Below are 20048 nucleotides of genomic sequence, written 5' to 3'. Positions count from 1 at the left end.
CTACTATCCTTAACGCGCTTACTCTTGTGTTATTTACTCTTCTTTGTTAATACCTACAAGGTTTTTGAAACCTTGCAGGGTACTGCAAACTGTGACTAAGCACTATCTACTGGACATTAATTTTAGCTCCATTAAAAAGTTTCCCTTCAGCTGAAACAATATAAGTTTCTCCCGCATTTAAACCCGATAATACTTCTACCTGGTCTCCGTACGTTCTACCTAAACGTAACCAACGCAATAGTGCTGTATTACTTTGGCTTACCGTGTATAAACCGGTTAATTGTCCTTTAGTAATTATAGCTTCACTTGGTACTAATACTAATTCTGATTTCGATTTTCTTTCAATAGGAAACTGAACGGTAGTAAACATTCCCGATAAAATATTGGCCTCTGTTTTTTCTAAATCAATTTTAACCAAATATTGTCCACCAGTATTTTTAGCAGATGTACTTACTTCCGTAACTTCTCCTTTAATAGTTTGGTGAATAGATTTTACCAAAACATCAACTGTAGTGCCTTTTTTAATTTCAGAAATTTCTGTTTCAGGAACCATAGCCATCACTTCAAAATGCCCTGGTGTTTCTATACTCACTAAAGGCACACCCGGATTTGCCATATTACCTGCTTCTACATTTTTACGCGTTACTGTACCACTAAATGGCGCTGTAATATTACTATAAGTAAATTGTGCATTGACTTCATTTTTCATCTGATTAGCAGATTCTAAACGTGCTTTAGCCACTTCAAAATTAGCCGTCATATCATCCATTTCTTTTTGAGATGCACTGTTTTCGGCAAATAAATTTTTATAACGGTTATAATCTTTTTGTGCGTTCTTAAAAGCAGCTGTTGCCTCAGTAATTCCGGCATTAACTTGGGCTTTCTTAGCTTGTAAATCGGCATTATTAATAGAAACTAACAATTGCCCTTTTTTTACTTTATCACCAACATTAACATGCACTTTATTAACATACCCCATCATTCTTGTGCTTAAGTCTGCACTATTTGAAGCTTGAATTTTACCACTTACAGATAAAAATGGACTATTCCCATTAGTATCTACCTGGCTCGTCTTTACAACAATTGCAGGTGAATTATCTACAACGGCTTTTTTGTCTTCACTGCCACAGCTTGTTAAAAAAAATGCTGTTGCTGTTAAGGTTAGTAAGTAAATATATTTTTTCATTTTGTAATTTGTTTATTAGTTAGGTCTCGACTGCGCTCTACCGGACAATATTCTGTCACTTCGATTCTAGTTAAGAGGTTTTATTCCTTGGTTAAAAATTGTAAATAAGCTTGTGCGTAATTGTATTCAAAAATGGTTTGATAATATTCGAGTTGCTTCTGTGAATACTGTGTTTCGGCAATTAATAAATCGGATGTTTTTTCTAAACCCTCTTTAAATCTATTGGTTCTTATTCTTAGAGACTCTTCCGATTGCTCTAAAGCTAAAGCCGTTAGTTTTAATTTATTTTCAGCATCTACAAAAGCGCGTTTGGCCTTATTTAGTTCTAAATTACTTTGAGATACGTATTGTTTGTATTCGAGTTTTGATTTTTCAAATTCTGATTTACTTTTTTGAGCTTTACCAAAGCGTTTAGATCCTTGAAAAATATCCCAACTCAATTGTGCTCCAAATAAATACCCATTAGCATCGGCTTGAAAAATTTGGTCATCATACAATTCATAACTTCCAAAGGCATTTAAACGTGGTAAGAAAGCCATTTTATCAGCTTTATTCATGGCTTCGTAAGCATTAGAAGCCAATTGCATCGCCTTAATATCTGAACGATTTTCTGAAATACTTTTATCTGTCATCGTATAGGTTGAAACCGTTAAACTATCCGTTGGCGTATATACCACATAACTTTCGTCATTCATTAAAAAAGACAAATAATTAGAGGCGTTTTGCACATTACTTTTTGCGGCTTGTAATTGGTTTTGCACTTCGGTAACACGTACTTCTACATTCAAAACATCGGCACGTTGTAGATATCCTTGTTTTAAACTATTATCGGCTAAAGTTTTATTCGCATTTGCAGCTTCTAATGCTTTTTCTAAAACATCTACCGCTTTATAAGCCAACTGTAATTGCATATAAGCTTTTTCTACCTCAAAAGCTAAATACTCTTGGGTACGTTCCGTTTTTAAAGCCATGGCTTCCATTTTAGATTTCGCAGCTTTACGTTTAAACATCCCATCGACATTAATTAAGGGTTGTTGAATTTCAAATTTTGTAGCATAATTTTCAATCTGCGAAGGGTCATTTAATAAGGCTGGACTAAAATCGTTTTGCGTTAGAATTTCCTGATTCAATTTAGAACCAAAAGCCATTAACGGATTGGTGGTTGCTATTGCGGTGTGACTCGCTGTAATATTGGGTAAGAAAATAGCGTTGCTTTGTCTGTAATCTGCTTTGGCCTGATTGAAATCTTCTTCAGAAATTTTAATACTTGTATTATGCTCTGAAACTTTATTTAAGACTTCAGCTTTTGTAATAGCCACCTTCTCCTGCGCTTGCAAGTCAAGATTGAAAAACACCACTAAAAGCATACCTATTAAAGTTATTCTTTTCATATTTTGAATTATTTCTAATACAAAAATAGAGCGATAAATAATTTAAGTTAGTAACCAATGTTACCGAAGAAAAAAATAGTCTTTTCATAAGGATACCACTCATTAATACTATTCCGTAAAAAGGTGTTTAATTTTATTTTAGAGTAAATAAACTTGAACTTTTTTATGGTCTTATCTTTCGTGTGGCGAAATATCCGTAATTTTATTCTCTTTATTTTTTAAAACTTTTTATGAATATTACAGCTGCTTATACCGACCTCTATCAAATTACAATGGCCCAAGTTTATTTTGGAACAAAACCCAATGGACGCGCGGTCTTCGATTATTATTTTAGACACAATCCCTTTAAAGGTGGTTATTCGATTTTTGCAGGATTAGAAGATGTTTTAAATATTCTTGAAACCCTTAAGTTCTCTGAATCTGACATTTCATATTTAAAACAACAAGGATTTGAAAGTGATTTTTTAGACTATTTAAAGAATTTTCGTTTCAAAGGAACTATTTATTCTAGCAAAGAAGGTGATGTGGTATTCCCCAACCGACCTATCTTGCAAGTGGAAGCTAATATTATTGAAGCCCAAATTATTGAGACGCTTTTATTAAACATTCTCAATTTTCAGACCTTGATTGCTACAAAAGCAAGTAGAATAAGATATAGCGCTAAAGATGGTATTTTATTAGATATGGGCTTACGTCGTGCACATGCTACAGGCGGTTATTATGCCTCTAGAGCCGCTGCTATTGGAGGTTTTGACAGTACAAGTAATGTTAAAGCTGCTGAAGATTATAATATTCCGTCTTCTGGTACTATGGCACATTCTTTTATACAAAGTTATGATGAAGAATTACAAGCTTTTCGAGACTTTGCTAAACTGCGACCAAAAAACTGTGTCCTTTTAATAGATACTTATGATACGCTTAAAAGTGGACTACCCAAAGCCATCACGGTAGCCAAAGAAATGGAGCAACGAGGAGAGCAATTATTAGGCGTTCGTTTAGACAGTGGCGATTTAGCTTATTTGTCTAAAAAAACGCGAGCTATACTAGATGATGCCGATTTAGGTTATGTAAAAATTGTAGCGTCCAATCAATTGGATGAATATGTGATAAAAAGTTTAAAAGAACAAGGGGCGCTTATTGATATTTTTGGTGTTGGTACAAATCTGGTCACCGGAAAACCAGATGCTGCCATAGACGGCGTGTATAAATTATCAGAATATAATGATACACCAAGAATCAAACTTTCTGAAAATATTATTAAAATATCCTTACCTTTTAAAAAGCAAGTGTATCGGATGATAGACGATAAAGGTATGTTTTACGGAGCAGATGCAACAGGACTTTTTTCTGAAGATAAAGTGGCGCTAATGGAACATCCTTTTGACACAACTAAAAGCCTAGATCTTAATTCTTTTAAACATGAACCGCTTCTTGAACAAGTGATGAAAGATGGAAAAAAAACAGTTCCATCGAGAACCGTTACTGAAATTTCGGAATATTCTCAAGCGCGCTTAAAACAACTTCCCAATGAATACAAGCGTTTTCAAAATCCGCATATTTACAAAATTGGTTTGAGTTCTCAACTTAAGAATGAGCGCGACACTTTAATAAAACAACATAAATTCTAAATATGAAAACCCTCCTGATAATTGATGTACAGAATGATTTTATGCCAAGCGGGGCGCTTCCTGTTCCTGATGGAGATAAAATTGTATCTATCATCAATGGCATACAACATCAATTTGATTTGATAATTGGCACTCAAGATTGGCATCCTAAGAATCATATTAGTTTTGCTAGCAATCATGACGGGACATCTAATTTTGATGTGATTGAACTTCATGGTCAACCACAAACCTTGTGGCCAAATCATTGTGTGCAAGGCACAGAAGGCGCTGAATTTCATCCGGATTTAAATACTGAAAATTTTGAAGCTATTTTTAGAAAAGGAACAGATAAAAACATTGACAGTTATAGCGCGTTTTATGACAACGGCCATATAAAATCAACCGGATTGGCGAGTTATTTAAAAGAAAAAGGAACCACCGAACTCTTCTTATGTGGTTTAGCTTCTGATATCTGTGTTTACTTTTCAATTATTGATGCTTACAATGAGGGATTTAACTGTACTTTTATAGAAGACGCCTCTAAAGCATTAGATACTAAAGGATTTGAAAAGCTTAAAACAAAAATGGTTATTAAGGGAATTAAAATAGTAACATCAGAATTTTAAATTTGATTAAAATTACGACATCAATCTCATAAAATTAGTTAACTATAGTCTTTTACAACCTGTAGATTTTATCATCATTCACAGACTATCGCTCAGATAAATTCACAATATTTATATGTTTTTTATCATGTTTTAAAAAAAATGAACATTCTATTTTTGCAAAAGACTTATGCGCTATTTTTAAAATACGTATTGAAACTTCTTAAAAATGCAACGATTAGAATCCGCCAAATTAAACCTGAAACAAAAAGGGTACTTAGATATTGAAACGCCAAATATTGATTACGTAAAAGAAATAAATCGCTTAAAAAAAGAGAAAAATGCTATTCTATTAGCGCATTATTATCAAAGAGACGAAATCCAAGAAATTGCAGATTTTGTTGGTGATAGTTTAGCTTTAGCACAACAAGCAGCTAAAACCGATGCCGACGTGATAATTTTTGCTGGTGTGCATTTTATGGCGGAAACTGCTAAAATTTTAAATCCAAATAAGAAGGTCCTGTTGCCAGATTTATTAGCGGGTTGTTCTTTAGCAGACTCTTGTCCACCAGATAAATTTTCTGAATTTAAAAAGCAATATCCTAATCATGTCGTTGTTACCTATATTAATTGCTCTGCTGAAATCAAAGCGCTTAGCGATTATGTTTGTACGTCTTCTAATGCTAAAAAAATCGTAGATGCAATTCCGAAAGAGCAACCTATCATTTTTGCTCCCGATAGAAATTTAGGCGCTTTCTTAAATAAAGAAACCGGACGTAATATGTTGCTTTGGGATGGCTCTTGCCTTGTTCATGAAGCATTTTCTTTGGAAAAATTAATTGACTTGCATAAAGCCCATGCGGATGCTGAAATTATTGCACACCCAGAATCGGAATCCCATTTACTCCAAGTAGCTAAATATATTGGCTCTACAGCCGGTTTATTAAATCATGTAAGAAACAGTAATAAGACCAAATTTATAGTCGCAACAGAAGCGGGAATTCTATTTCAAATGATGCAAGAAAATCCAGATAAAGACATTATTCCTGCGCCTGCTAAAGAAGATAATACTTGTGCTTGTAGCGAATGTGCTTATATGAAAATGAATACTTTACAAAAGCTTTATTTGTGTATAAAACACGAATTGCCCTACATTGAAGTGAACGCTGAATTGGCAAAAAAAGCCATTATTCCTATTGAAAGAATGTTAGAGCTTTCAAAATAAATACGACGACATGGTAAGTGAAAAAAAAATAATAGAATCCGATTTTTTAGTTATTGGTTCTGGTGTTTCAGGCCTAACTTTTGCCTTAAAAATAGCAATTCAATATAAAGATTCTAAAGTCATCATTGTCACTAAAGACGAAAAAACAGAATCCAACACCAAGTATGCACAAGGTGGTATTGCAACCGTTTATGACAAAACAATCGATAGTTTTGAACAGCACATACAAGACACATTAATTGCCGGTGATGGCTTGTGCGATGAAAAAGTGGTAAGAATGGTGGTAAAACACGCTCCAGAACGTCTACAAGAATTAATTGATTGGGGAACCAAATTTGATAAAAATGATGCAGGGGAATACGATTTAGGTCGTGAAGGTGGCCATTCACAAAACCGTATTTTACATCATACCGATGTGACTGGTGCTGAAATTGAACGGGCTTTAATTGCTCAAGTCAATGCACAGCCTAATATTGAATTTCTAGAGCACCATTATGCTATTGATTTTATTACAGAACATCAAGCTAAAAAAACCAAAACAAAGCGCCATACCAAAATATCTTGCTTTGGAGCTTATGTCTTGGATGAAAAGAAATCGGTTGTAAAAACCTTTGTAAGCAAATTTACCATGTTAGCTTCGGGAGGTAACGGCCAAGTATACGAAACGACTACAAATCCGGAAGTAGCAACAGGTGATGGTTTAGCTATGGCTTATAGAGCAAAAGCTGAAATTGCAGATGTAGAATTTATTCAATTTCACCCAACAGCCTTGTATAATCCTGGGGAATATCCTGCTTTTTTAATTTCGGAAGCAGTTAGAGGTTTTGGAGCCAAATTAAAAACTATTGAGGGAAAAGCATTTATGCACAACTATGATAAACGCGAAGAATTAGCATCGCGAGATATTGTAGCTAGAGCGATTGATAACGAATTAAAGAAAAGCGGTTCGCCTCACGTGTACTTAGATTGCTCCCATTTAGATTACGAAAAATTCAAAACGCACTTCCCTAACATCACTGAAAAATGTGCTTCGCTTGGTATTGACATTAGAAAAGACTACATACCAGTTTTACCAGCATCTCACTACATCTGTGGTGGTGTTAAAGTGAGTAAAAATGGCAGAACCTCTATCAAAAACCTATATGCTTGTGGTGAGGTGACCCGAACAGGTTTACACGGTGGCAATCGACTAGCTTCAAATTCTTTACTAGAAGGATTAGTCTATGCGCACCGCGCTTATTTGCATGTAAATAAAAAATTTAACAAGGTCGCCATGCCAAAAGGAATCCCGGAATGGAATGATAGCGGTGTGATTAAAAACATGGAAAATATTTTAATTACGCACGACAAAAATGAAGTTAAAACTATAATGAGTAATTATGTAGGAATTGTACGCTCTAACGAACGTTTATTGCGTGCTGAAAAACGTTTACGAGTTCTTCACAAGGACAATAAACGATTGTATGACCATTCGGAATTATCTTCGGAATTATGTGAGTTACGAAACCTAATTATAACCGCTTATTTAATTACTAAATTTTCAAAAAAACGAAAAGAAAACTGTGGTGGATTTTACAATATGGATTTGGTGTAATATTTTAAAATTTAGATAAAGCTATTCTATTTTACGAATAGAAATTAGAATTAAAGAAGAAGCATCCATTATAAAACGAATGCTTCTCGCTAACCAACCAAAAAAACTGACAACCACATCAGTTAACTTTTCTTGTGCCGCCATGTCCACCAGCGACGATAACCATTATTTTTATGCTTAGAATTATAAACTTGAAAAACTGCAGAACAGGATTCATCATTCTAAATCGCATTCTTGGTGATATTCTTTTCATGATATTTTAATTTTTATACTAATTTTTAGTTTACTGAATACTATGACTGAGCACTTATTTATTCCGGAATCAACTTTTTTAAGTTTGATTCCTATTCCGGAATCAACCACCAAAATGGTTTCATTTTTGCTTTATAAATAAACGCATAGTGTAACATTAGCTTAAGCCAGTGGCCTGCTAAACCAATAGAACCAAATGTTTTTCCTAAATGTCTACCATGAGAATCCGGATAGGTTTTAAAATCTGGAACTATAGGAAACGTCGTAATACTAACTCCACTACCTTTCCAAAATCCAAATCCTGCAGAAGCGATACAAGCAGCACCCATATTTCCTAATGAACCTTTATGTTCTACGGAATCTTTACCATTTTTAATTGTATCAATGATGTTTTCGGCAACTAATTTAGCTGTGATACCTGAAGGCATTCCTGTTCTAGGTGGCGCAGGTGAAATATCGGTTCCGTTTTTACTTTTGCGAGGTTTAGAAATCGCATGTGGTGGCGCAAAGGCAATTCCAGGTGCATATATATTTTTATAACTCGGGTTCTGATAGGTTTCTGGCCAATCTTGTACCGTCCACTCCTCATAAGGTTTTGGCGTATAATCGGCATCTACAATCATGAACCCTTTGAAAAGTTTTTCAGTGATATCATTTTCGTTTTTGTCATAAGCTTTAAAACCATGTCCTGAAAATGCCGGAATTAACATCGCAAAATCATAGGGTTCCGTTTTGTATTCACCATCCAAAGTTTCGTAATGCGCTACACCATCTTCAATTTTATTAACGCCTGCTTCAATAATCCATTTAATGCCTCGATCTTCAAAAATCATTTCAACCAACTCACTCGATTTCATAATCATATCGTTGTAGCTCATCAAAACACCATCCATTCCAAAGTCACCTAATTCGTGTTCATTTGCAATCCAAGTAATTTCAGCCATATCACGAACATTGTGATTACGAAGCTCTTGTTCAACATTAAGAATATATTCAAAAGCAGCACCTTGGCAAGTGGATTTGGCATGACCTGTACCAATCAAGATTTTGATTTTCTTACCAGCTTTCATTTGTTGAATAACATCGTTTAAACCTTTCCAGGCGTGTTCGGCATGGGTATACGTACAAACAGAATAGGTTTTGTTTTCTCCAGGAATTAAGCCTTCAGTAGCTTCAAAATTCAATTTTGGTCCTGTGGCATTAATTAAGTAGTCGTAGGTGACTTTTTCTTGTTGCCCTTTATTAGCACCAACAACATATTCTGATAAGACATAGGGTTTTTGTTCGGTTTTATCACCTTCAGGATGAAATGAAATGGCTTTAGCCTGCTTAAAACCAATCCTCTTCTTTTTATATAATGGTGCTAACGGAAACAATATTTTTTCGGATTTCATTCGACCAATACCAACCCAAATATTAGATGGAATCCATTGGTAATTACTGTTAGGAGACACAACAACAACGTCGTGTTCTTTAGACAATTTTCTTCGTAAATGTGCTGCTGCAACATGACCAGAAATACCTGCTCCTAAAATGACAATTTTAGACATTACTTATGTTTTGTTTTGGTGAATTTAGATTAAAAAATAGGCTATAAAATGATGTGAATCAGTAGGAATAAAAAAGTACCTTAAAGCCTAAATTATACAACAAAGGTTGTCATTTAGATTATAGTAAACCGTAACTATTGTTACACAAACTTTTTAATTGGTTTTCTTATAACTCCACACCGCTAAACCATTCATAATAAACGCATAAAGTGCAGTTTTTAAGAGTTGAGGACCTATGTCATTAAGGTTAGAACCTTTAAGCATTATCATACGCATCACTTCTACAAAGTGCTTTACTGGATTAAATTCTGTGACTTTTTGTGCCCAATACGGCATACTTTCAATTGGCGTAAATAACCCACTCATTAAGATAAAAATAACGACAAAAAACCAAGAAATAAACATGGCTTGTTGTTGTGTATCTGTAAAGTTTGAAATAAATAAACCGATGCCTAAAATCACCAAAATATAAATAGATGTATAGAGATACATCAATCCTAAACTACCTAACATTGGCACATTAAATATGAGTCTAGCTAAAGTTAATCCTATAGTTAATAACCCTAAACCAATAATCCAAAAAGGAAAAAGCTTTCCAATAATAAACTGACTTTTTTTAATTGGGGTCACGTTAATTTGTTCTAAAGTTCCTATTTCTTTTTCGCGTACAATATTCATTCCTGAAAGAAATAATGTAATCATCGTAACTAGTAAAACCAATATACCAGGCACCATATAGGTTTTATAATTTAATGTTTTATTAAACCAAAATAAGGGAATACTTTCTATAGTAACTGTTTGTATTTGTTGGTCTGAAACCTGTAATAAATCAACTTTTAAATCTTTATTAAAACGTTTTATAATTTGAGTTACATACACATTTTCTACACCTGCTGCTGCGCCATCTATCGCATTTATAGTAATGCCTAAATTGTTGTATTTCTCTTTTTGTAAATTATGATTAAAATTTTGTGGAATATCTAAAACAACATCAATATCCCCTTTTAGCATGGCTGAACTTGCTTCTACTTCGGAATTAAAATCGGATAATACATTAAAATAAGTAGAGGCGGTAAATTTTTCAATTAAAGCTCTAGATGTGGAGGTATTGTCGTTATCAATATAACCAAATTTAATGTTCTTAACTTCAAAGGTGGCGGCATTCGATAATATAACGAGTTGTAAGATGGGCATTACAAAAATGATAGGAAGCATGCCTTTATTTCTAAAAATTTGCTTAAATTCCTTTTGTATAATGTATAGGATGGTCTTCATTACTCCAGTCTAATTTTGTATTTTTTTACACTTACCGCTATAAAAAAGAGTGACATACCTATTAAAATTAAGGTTTCTTTCCATATATATTGAATACCAACACCTTTAAGCATAATGGCTTTGATAATAATATTAAACCATTTAGCAGGAATAATATTACTTATAACTTGTAATGGTAATGGCATACTTGAAATTGGAAAAATAAAACCTGATAATAGAATCACAGGAAGCATGAGCCCCATTAATGAAATCATCATTGCAGTTTGTTGTGTTGCAGAAACGGTAGAAATTAATATTCCTAAAGCCAATGCTGTAATAATAAACAGCACGCTTTCTAATGCTAGTAAAACCAAACTACCTTGAATGGGCATTTTAAAAATAAAAATACTCAGTAGTACAATAACAATAGCGTTAATAATAGACAGAAAAATATAAGGAAACACCTTCCCTATTATAACTTGAATTGGTTTGAGTGGTGATACTAGTAAGATTTCCATGGTTCCTAATTCTTTTTCGCGAGTAATAGAAATGGAAGTCATCATTGCAGATACCAACATTAAAATTACGGTCATAACGCCTGGAACAAACATATACACACTTTTGAGTTCAGGATTATAAACCATTCGGCTTTGTGGAATAACTTGGTAAGCAACATTACTATCTTTATTTAATTCTTTTTGGTATTGTGAAAGAATTGCATTTATATAATTACTTATGCTATTAGCGGTATTGGGGTCTGTAGCATCAGTTAATATCTGTATTTTTGCGTTGTGGTCTTTAATTAGATTTTTACTAAAATCGTTTTCAAAATTTAAGACTGCTTTTACTTTTCCTTTTTTGAAAACAGCTTCTATATCTGATTCTTGGTCTAAAAACTGTTTGACACTAAAATATTTTGAGTTTGAGATTTTATTGATAATTGCTTCGGTTGTAGCATCTTTTGAATGGTCTAAAATGGCTATATCTACATTGTTAATTTCATTAGTTATAGCAAAACCGAAGAGCATTATTTGAGCTATTGGCATACCGAAAAGGATAAACAACGAGCGTCTATCTCTAAAAATATGGTAAAATTCTTTTTTTATAAAACCTATAAATCTTTTCATATCATATTCCTAAAAAGCAGGAATCTTTTAATTGTTAATACTTCATATCTCCCGCAGATTTCTATTATCATGATTACGAAAATTTTTATTTCGTAAAACTGTAAAAATCTGTGGAAAACAATTCATCCCCTAGCTAGTTTCAAAAACACATCATTCATATGATCAACTTTAAACTGTTCTTTTAATTTTTTTGGGGTATCTAAGGCTTCAATTTTTCCGTTAACCATAATCGAAACTCTATCGCAATATTCGGCTTCATCCATATAATGAGTAGTTACAAATACGGTTGTGCCTTGATGGGCTGCTTTATAAATCATTTCCCAAAACTGACGTCTTGTTATGGGATCTACACCACCTGTGGGTTCATCTAAAAACACAATTTTAGGATCGTGTAATAAGGACACCGAAAAAGATAATTTTTGTTTCCAACCCAATGGTAAAGAACCAACTAACTTATTGGCTACATCCTCCAATCCTAATTCTTCGATTAAAATTTCTGATTTTTTTTTGATTCGTTTTCTAGACAAACCATAAATACCACCGAAAAAAGAGATGTTTTCTTTAACCGTTAAATCGTCATACAAGGCAAATTTCTGACTCATATAACCAATGCTTTTTTTGATGGCTTCAGCATTTTTAAAGACATCAAAACCAGCTACATTTGCTTTTCCTGATGTTGGATTAGAAATACCAATGAGCATTTTCATCGCGGTAGTTTTCCCAGCACCATTAGCACCTAAGAATCCGAAAATCTCACCTTTTTCTACATCAAAAGTGATGGCGTTTACAGCTGCAAAATCGCCAAACATTTTGGTTAACCCTTCTACTTGTATGACTTTGTTTGTGTTCATATTTATGTCCCCCGAAAGTGGGAATCTATTTTCGTTTTTACTTTTATACCTACAAGGTATTTGAAAACCTTGTAGGATACTTGTTTAGAAACCTGAAAGGTCTAATAAAAAATCACTTCGCTAATTCCATAAAGGTATCTTCAATGGTGGCTTGTGTTTTTTCAATTTCTATGTTTAATAACTTTTTAGATTCTAAATACGTTTTTAATTCTTCTGGATTAAAATCTATTCTACTATCGCTATAGTGTACAAATTCGCCAAATGGATAAACACTATGATTATACTTATAGTCATTTAAACTATTAATAAGTTGATACATATTATTAGCACGTACGTTATAAATTTGTTTTGGGTAATGTTTTACAATAGCTTCTGGTGTGTCAATTTCTAAAATTTTCCCATCTTGAATTAACGCAATTCTATCACACAATGCAGCTTCATCCATATAAGGTGTAGAGACTAAAATAGTGATGCCTTTTTGTTGCAATCGCTTTAACATATCCCAAAATTCTTTTCTAGAAACAGGGTCAACACCCGTTGTAGGCTCATCTAAAAACAAGACTTTAGGTTTATGAATCAAAGCACAACAGAGTGCTAATTTTTGTTTCATTCCTCCCGATAATTCCCCTGCTCTTCTGTCTTTAAAAGGGGCTATCTGAACGTATATATCTTTTATTAAATCGTAATTTTCTTCAATAGTTGTCCCGAAAATAGTGGCGAAGAAATCTAAATTTTCCTCAATGGTTAAGTCTTGATATAAAGAAAATTTCCCTGGCATATAGCCTACATTATCCCTAATCTTTTTGTACTCTGTTAACACATCAAACCCGGCAACCGTTGCTGCCCCTTCATTAGCAATTAACAAGGTGGTTAAAACACGAAACAAGGTGGTTTTACCAGCACCATCTGGACCAATAAGACCAAAAAGCTCACCTTCATTGACATCAAAAGAAATATTTTGCAATGCCTTTACCTTTTTAAAAGATTTTGATATGTTAGAAACTATAATGCTCATTATGTTCTAGTTATTTACCACGATTTTTGTTTCCATAGTGATTTTAGAAGTAATAGAATTGGAAATTAAACACGCTTTTTCTGCCTTTTGAAGAATACGTTCGGTTCGTGCTCTTTTAGATTCATCTGTAATTACGACTTCAGGAAATAATAATACTTCGCTCATCACGAACTTACCATTCACTTTTTCTAAAACACCTTTAGAATCACATTTAAAACTCACATATTCTAATTTTGAAAATTCAGCTATCGCCAAAAATGTGGTCATTAAACAACTGCTCACAGCTGCTGTAAATAAATGTTCTGGTGACCAAATGTGTTTCATCCCTCCAGGAAATTCTGGTGGTGTTGCAACTTCTATACAGTTGCTTTCATTTGCTTCATTATTATTTAATTCTGGTGAACACATAGTCCCTTTACGCTCTTCTAACCAGTTTACATTAACGTTGTAAGTATGTTTTTCCATAATATAGTATGCTTTTATATTCTTATTATTATTTTTCTCTTCTTAATAGATTATACTCGTAGCCTCAATATATTAGTCTAATTGAAGCTCTTGATTACAACTATTATTTAAGTGATAAAACTCTTATTCTTTTTCTTCTGAAGTATTTAACCACATTTCAGCAGGCATGCCAATTTTTAAACTGCCATCGTTTTCTACATTCACTTTTACCGCATATACCAAGGCCACCCGTTCTTCTTTAGTTTGAATAATTTTAGGTGTAAATTCGGCTTCAGAAGCAATCCAACTAATCTTACCTTTATAAGATTTCATAGAATCTATATCATCTATTTTAACAGTCACTTCTTCACCTATTTTAATCGTTCCTAATTGAGTTTCGCTGATGTAAACACGCAACTCCATGATGTTTAAATCTGCTATTTTGTACAGCGGTTTTCCAAAAGCCGTAATTTCATTGGGTTCTACATATTTTGTTAAAACAGTTCCATTTTGGGGATTTATAATTTTACTTTTTTCAATTTGGTCATCAATTTGTTTGAGTTGTACATCAATAGATTTTAATTCATTTACAACAGGTGCATTTTGAATTTCTACACTTCTAATTTGATTTTTTAACACCTCAATTTCTCCAGAAACATCATCGAATTGCTTTTGTGTTCCTGCATTGTCTTCAATCAGGTTTTCTATTCTTGTTTTATTAGTTTGTGCTGTTTTCAATCTAGAATTCAACACACTGATTTGAGACAAAACCCCTTTAGATTTTGAACTAATTACGGCTTTTGAAACCTCTAATTGTTCGCGTTTTAGAGACAAAGGAATAGTATCTATGTATCCTATAAATTGGTCTTTTTCTAACACATCACCTTCATCAACATTAAACTGCATTAATTTACCGTTATTTTCTGCTGAAATGGTAATTTCTGTAGCTTCAAAATTTCCGTAGCCGTCTGCTTTTCCGCTACCGTTTCCGCATGAAAAAAGACTTGCTGCTATGATGCTTATTACTAGTATGTATTTGTAGTTTTTCATTTTATGTTTTATATTATTTCTTTTCTATTTCTCCCACAAATTTGCTTCGCCAGTTCGCTGTCACTCAGGTCACAGGTTTTTGCAGAATCAAACTAAATAAATCTGCGTGAATCTGCTAAAACCAATCATTGTCCTTTTATGATATTGAAATTTACTTTTGCTAATTGTAATTGAATTCTGTGTTTTACTAAGGTGTTTTCGTCTTCGTATAAATTAGTAAGCTCTGTAATGTAAGCTGAAGACGTAATCACACCATTTTTAAGTTGAGAATCAGCTGATTTAAGAACTTCTTTTCTAAGCTTTATTATTTCTAAATCTGAATTGATATAACTTTCTATTTTATCAATTTCTTTTTGGTGTTGATTCAGCTCTATATTGGTGTTTAACTTAAATATTTCAGTTTCATTTTCTATAATATCTTTATTGATTGCTAAAGCTTCACGTTGCTTTTTATTCGCATTCCAATCAAAAACATTCCAATTCAACTTTAAACCCACAGTATAAAATGTTTGAAACGAATTATCGAGCATATTCAACCCAGGATTTCCGTAACCACCTGTAGCAAAACCAAATAATTTAGGTGCGTTTTGTTTAGACAGTAGCCTTTCAGAATTTTCAACCTCCTCTGTTTTAAATTGAAATAATTCGAGTTCTGGACGTGTTAATTCTGAATTCAACACTGTTTCTACAATTGGATTTTGAAATTCAACTTCAAAATCTAAAGGTTGGTTTATTAAACTGGAAAGCGTCTCAATAAGAACTGCTTTGTTGCTTTCTAACGCTTTGAATTGTTGACTAATTTTTAATAATTCAGCTTTTAGAACCTTATCTGAAGCAGGTAAAAGTACACCAAACTTTATACCTGACGCCACCTCTTTAAGTTTTGCCTCAAGTTGTTCTTTTTGTGCATTTAATAAAGCTTCTGATTCTTGAGCTAATAATACTGAAAAATAAAGTTGATTAATTTGCTGTTTTAACTGATATAAACCGACTTCAACCTGCTTTTGTTTTGTTTGAAGTTGTGCTGATTTTAAATCTAATGAAGCCGATGTTGCTCCGCCATTATATATTAATTGATTAACAGAAACCGTAGCACGATATTGGTCTTTATTTAAAGGTTCTACACCAGGCATGGCCGTTGGAAACTCAATAACCTCAGACTGGTAGGTTGCATACGCATCTAAACTAAACTGGGGCAATTTTGACGTAGAAATCACCTCAGCCTCTAATTTATGCTGTGTATTTAATAATGGTGTTTGTTTTGCTAAAGGGTAATTTTTGATTACCAATTGATAACATTCTTCTAAAGACAGACTTTGTTGTGCTGTACTAGAAAACGTTATTAAAATAGTGATTAGCACTAAAAATTCTTTCATCTTAAATAGTCTTTATTGAATTAATAATAAAATCGGCTACTTCTGTGGTTCTCGCTTCTACCAGTTTTTGATATTGCTCATCATTTGTAGCTGTAATAGCTTTTAATAAAGGTTTTGCGACAAATGGAAATACATTTAATGCCATAATATTAATAAACAACTGCTCTGCACTAATTGGCTTTATAAGTCCTTGTTGCACCTCCTCTTCTACTTGTTTTTTAAATTTTTCAAGATTTGGAAAATTTGGATTGTCTTTTAACTTTAAAATAAAATCGGGGTTTCTATTAAGCTCTTGAATGATAAAACTCGGAATATAAGGGTGAACGAGAATAAACGAAATGTAGTTAGATGTAAAGTTTCGCACCTTAACTTCAATAGAAGAATTATCATTTAATACCGCACTTAATTGTGGTGCTAATAATAAAAAAGCATTCTTAAAAACGGCTTCAAATAATAGTTGCTTATTTCTAAAATAATAATGTAACATGGCTTTATTAATACCTGCTTCATCTGCTATTTCTTGCATACGCGCACCATCCATGCCTTTAGATTGAAATATGGTTTTTGCAGCTTCTAATATTTGTACTTCTGTATTTTCGTCTTTCTTTTTCTTCATACCAACTAAATAGTTTAACCAAATGGTTAATGAAGTTACAAAAAATAATCAAACACAAAATTAGTTTGATTATTTTCTAAGTATTTATAAATATTATTTATTCATCTTATTATAAATCAACCTTGTAAACACAAGTCCTAACACACCACCTAAAGCCGAGACCAACATATTAATACTTAGCCGTACGCCATCAAAATCACCATCATTCATAATAGACCATGGGTCGAAGCCTAATCGTCCAAAGGATTTGATAAGAAATATACTTCCAAAAACACCAATTAAGGTATTTCCAGTAAAATTAAACGTGTATTTTTTATTAAAGTAGCCAAAAACATTAGCTGCAATGATGCCTATGAAAATACTAATTAATGAAATTAATGTTCCTGTCATAATATTGTGTTTTTCTAATGTTCACCATAATCAACATCGTCCATTTTACCAGTAAACACACGGTATTGAACAAACATATAAACGCCCACTAAAAAAGCCGCGATAATAAACCAATACACTCCAACAGATAAGCCATACTCATGAGCGGCGACGTTATACAAGGTTAAATCTGGATTTACATCATTGGTTGACGGTAAGACTTTTGGAAAAATTGAAGCCACCGTAGAGGTCAGTCCACCAAAAAGAAATAATGACGAAAACAAAAAGCCTAAGCCATGCTTCTTAAATGATTTGACCTTAAACAAACCAAATAATCCCGTAAATGTTATGATTGGAAAAATCCACAACCAAGGTTGATCTATAAAATTATGGAAAGGATGCGGTTCTATAATATGCCAAATAAAAAGTGATACAATCACGAGGATTAGCAGTGCTATATTTAAATTAAAAGCCACGTTCTTTAATTTTTCGTTTAAATCAGAATTGGTTTTAAAAATAATCCAATTTGCACCATGAATCGCCAATGCTACAACGCCTATAATACCAAGTAATAAAGTAAACCAGTCAATAATGCCTAGGTGTTCTGCATGTGGACTGAAACTAGAATTCCAAAGCGGTAAAAAGAAAAAGTGTGGTTCGTGAGCCGAAACACCATTAGTTACCATACCTAAGTTGACACCTCTAACCACATTTCCTAAAGCAATCCCGAAGAATAATGCTAATAATAAACTAGAAATGCCAAAGGCTTTATCCCAAATAGATTCCCATATTTTATTGTGAACTTGCCCTCTTAATTCTAAACCAATCGCTCTAAAAATTAACAACCACAAAATCATCATTAAAGGCAAGTAAAATCCACTAAAAGACGAGGCATACAAGGTTGGAAAGGCAAAGAACAACACACCTCCAGAGGCAATAAGCCATACTTCGTTAGCATCCCAAAACGGCCCAATAGCACTAGTGATTGCTTTTTTGTCTTTTTCTTTTTTCGCGAAGAATAAATGAATAATTCCCGCACCAAAATCATAACCATCTAAAATGACATAAATAGTTAGCATGGTCATTAAAACAATATACCAGAATAATTCCATAGTTAGTTAATTTTAGCAGTTTCGGGTCCTTTATTTATTATTTTTCCGGCAAGCATTAGAAATAACAATCCTAATAAAATATAAAGTCCAATAAATCCAAGTAAAGTAAATAGTGTGTTTCCAGAAGACACGGTTGGTGAAATTCCATCTGCCGTTCTTAGTAAATCATAAACCAACCAAGGTTGACGGCCTAATTCTGCCGTGTACCAACCTGTGGTGTTGGCAATGTAAGGAAAGGGCAACATAAACATTAAAGCCCATAAAATCCATTTGGTATCGTATAATTTTTTTCGGTATAGTTGCACTGCTGCTAATAGCATTAAACCAATAAAAATAGTTCCCAAGCCAACCATAATATGATAGGCGTAATACAAACCAGGAATATTTGTTGGATGAAGACTTTCATCAAACTCATTTAGTCCTTTTATTTCGGCATCCCAACGTTGGTAGGTTAGGAAACTTAGAATATTTGGTACAGCAATTTTATTATCTAATTTTTTGTTTACTACATCGGGTTGACCAATTAAAATAATTTCTGAACCTCCTTCTTCAGTTTCAAAAATACCTTCCATAGCGGCAAAAGTGACCGGTTGGTATTTCACCACATTTTTAGCTGCTAAATCTCCTGTAGGAAATGCCACTAAAATACTTGATATTAATCCGAAAATAACACCTGTTTTTACAAACAATTTTCCAAAAGCACTGTGTTTATTATTCAGTAAATAAAAAGCACCAACACCAGCCATTACAAACGAAGAGGTGATTACAGACCCCATTTGATTGTGTAAGAATGACGGTAATAACCAAGGGTTAGAAAACAAGGCTCCAAAATTAGTGAGGACAAATTTTCCATTTTCTAAAATTTCATAACCCACAGGATATTGCATCCAAGAATGGGTTGCAATAATTAGGTAACCACTTGCCCATGAGCCTAAAAAGACGAGAAAACCGGTTAAGAAATGTAATTTTTGCCCCAGAAGCTTTTCACCAAATAAAAAGAGCCCCAAAAAGGAGGACTCCAAAAAGAAAGAAAACATCCCTTCCATGGCTAAAGTTTGACCAATTATGCCACCCGTAAGCTCTGAGAATTTTGCCCAATTGGTACCAAATTGAAATTCCATAGGAATACCTGTGACCACTCCCATAGCAAAGTTGAGCGCAAAAATCTTCATCCAGAATTTTGCGGCATCATTAAATTTATCAACTTTTGTTCTTAGGAATTTCCACTTAAAATAGACTATCATTAACGATAATCCCATAGTTAATTGTGGAAATAAGTAGTGAAATGTAATCGTAAATGCAAACTGCATACGATCATAAAAAAGCATGTCTTCCATACTGAATAAGTATTTTATGAAACTAAAATATTAAGCAAAAATAATGATATAATATACGCTATGTGTAACATATGTAACCTAAAGCTA

At 33.2% G+C, this 20048-nt stretch carries 19 protein-coding genes; 4 read left to right on the top strand and 15 right to left on the bottom strand.

Annotation, left to right across the window (positions count from 1 at the left end; all coding sequences use genetic code 11):
* Positions 1-106: 106 nt before the first annotated feature.
* Together HM982_RS05770 and HM982_RS05765 are read right to left on the bottom strand one after the other, a co-directional pair.
* Complete coding sequence (locus HM982_RS05770) at positions 107-1186, bottom strand: efflux RND transporter periplasmic adaptor subunit (protein ID WP_179352149.1); 1080 nt, start codon at positions 1184-1186, stop codon at positions 107-109.
* Between the two features lie 80 nt (positions 1187-1266).
* Positions 1267-2577 (bottom strand): TolC family protein, encoded by a 1311-nt coding sequence (locus HM982_RS05765; protein WP_179352148.1) that lies wholly within the window; start codon positions 2575-2577, stop codon positions 1267-1269.
* A gap of 230 nt (positions 2578-2807) precedes the next feature.
* Between HM982_RS05765 and HM982_RS05760 the strand changes: the two genes are divergently transcribed.
* The 4 genes from HM982_RS05760 (at position 2808) to nadB (ending at position 7608) form a co-directional block, all read left to right on the top strand.
* The gene (locus HM982_RS05760; RefSeq protein WP_179352147.1) at positions 2808-4205 is read left to right on the top strand and encodes a nicotinate phosphoribosyltransferase; all 1398 of its coding nucleotides are present in this window, start codon (positions 2808-2810) and stop codon (positions 4203-4205) included.
* Between the two features lie 2 nt (positions 4206-4207).
* Positions 4208-4810: a bifunctional nicotinamidase/pyrazinamidase gene (pncA, locus tag HM982_RS05755; protein ID WP_179352146.1), complete on the top strand. Its 603-nt coding sequence runs from the start codon at positions 4208-4210 to the stop codon at positions 4808-4810.
* A 208-nt stretch (positions 4811-5018) separates the two neighbouring features.
* Positions 5019-6014, top strand: a complete 996-nt coding sequence (gene nadA, locus HM982_RS05750) for a quinolinate synthase NadA (RefSeq protein WP_179352145.1) — start codon at positions 5019-5021, stop codon at positions 6012-6014.
* A 10-nt stretch (positions 6015-6024) separates the two neighbouring features.
* Positions 6025-7608: an L-aspartate oxidase gene (gene nadB / locus HM982_RS05745; RefSeq protein WP_218849765.1), complete on the top strand. Its 1584-nt coding sequence runs from the start codon at positions 6025-6027 to the stop codon at positions 7606-7608.
* Positions 7609-7726: 118 nt separating this feature from the next.
* Here nadB and HM982_RS18615 read toward each other — a convergent pair whose 3' ends face one another.
* From HM982_RS18615 to HM982_RS05685, 13 genes are all read right to left on the bottom strand, one after another.
* On the bottom strand, positions 7727-7861 hold the full coding sequence (locus tag HM982_RS18615) for a hypothetical protein (RefSeq protein WP_256371294.1): 135 nt from the start codon (positions 7859-7861) through the stop codon (positions 7727-7729).
* A gap of 91 nt (positions 7862-7952) precedes the next feature.
* A complete protein-coding gene (locus HM982_RS05740) occupies positions 7953-9410 on the bottom strand; it encodes an NAD(P)/FAD-dependent oxidoreductase (RefSeq protein WP_179352144.1) in 1458 nt (485 codons plus the stop codon).
* A gap of 153 nt (positions 9411-9563) precedes the next feature.
* Positions 9564-10685: an ABC transporter permease gene (locus HM982_RS05735; protein WP_179352143.1), complete on the bottom strand. Its 1122-nt coding sequence runs from the start codon at positions 10683-10685 to the stop codon at positions 9564-9566.
* Entirely contained in the window at positions 10685-11791 is a 1107-nt protein-coding gene (locus HM982_RS05730) for an ABC transporter permease (RefSeq protein ID WP_179352142.1), read from the bottom strand. The genes HM982_RS05735 and HM982_RS05730 overlap by 1 nt, the downstream gene beginning before the upstream one ends.
* 122 nt (positions 11792-11913) lie before the next feature.
* A complete protein-coding gene (locus tag HM982_RS05725; RefSeq protein WP_179352141.1) occupies positions 11914-12642 on the bottom strand; it encodes an ABC transporter ATP-binding protein in 729 nt (242 codons plus the stop codon).
* Positions 12643-12754: 112 nt separating this feature from the next.
* Complete coding sequence (locus tag HM982_RS05720; protein WP_179352140.1) at positions 12755-13657, bottom strand: ABC transporter ATP-binding protein; 903 nt, start codon at positions 13655-13657, stop codon at positions 12755-12757.
* A gap of 6 nt (positions 13658-13663) precedes the next feature.
* Positions 13664-14122, bottom strand: coding sequence for an OsmC family protein (locus HM982_RS05715; protein WP_179352139.1), 459 nt, complete (start codon positions 14120-14122; stop codon positions 13664-13666).
* 123 nt (positions 14123-14245) lie between these two features.
* Positions 14246-15151, bottom strand: coding sequence for an HlyD family secretion protein (locus HM982_RS05710; RefSeq protein WP_179352138.1), 906 nt, complete (start codon positions 15149-15151; stop codon positions 14246-14248).
* A 125-nt stretch (positions 15152-15276) separates the two neighbouring features.
* Positions 15277-16527, bottom strand: a complete 1251-nt coding sequence (locus tag HM982_RS05705) for a TolC family protein (protein ID WP_179352137.1) — start codon at positions 16525-16527, stop codon at positions 15277-15279.
* Between the two features lies 1 nt (position 16528).
* Complete coding sequence (locus tag HM982_RS05700; protein ID WP_179352136.1) at positions 16529-17143, bottom strand: TetR/AcrR family transcriptional regulator; 615 nt, start codon at positions 17141-17143, stop codon at positions 16529-16531.
* Positions 17144-17236: 93 nt separating this feature from the next.
* Positions 17237-17533: a hypothetical protein gene (locus HM982_RS05695; protein ID WP_179352135.1), complete on the bottom strand. Its 297-nt coding sequence runs from the start codon at positions 17531-17533 to the stop codon at positions 17237-17239.
* 14 nt (positions 17534-17547) lie between these two features.
* Complete coding sequence (gene cydB, locus HM982_RS05690; protein ID WP_179352134.1) at positions 17548-18624, bottom strand: cytochrome d ubiquinol oxidase subunit II; 1077 nt, start codon at positions 18622-18624, stop codon at positions 17548-17550.
* A gap of 2 nt (positions 18625-18626) precedes the next feature.
* Positions 18627-19961: a cytochrome ubiquinol oxidase subunit I gene (locus tag HM982_RS05685; protein ID WP_179352133.1), complete on the bottom strand. Its 1335-nt coding sequence runs from the start codon at positions 19959-19961 to the stop codon at positions 18627-18629.
* Between the last annotated feature and the right edge of the window lie 87 nt (positions 19962-20048).

This window comes from Winogradskyella vidalii, from assembly GCF_013403955.1.
GTDB classification, from domain to species: domain Bacteria; phylum Bacteroidota; class Bacteroidia; order Flavobacteriales; family Flavobacteriaceae; genus Winogradskyella; species Winogradskyella vidalii.
Note: the sequence above shows the minus strand (reverse complement) of the source record. Positions and strands in the feature narration are given on the sequence as shown.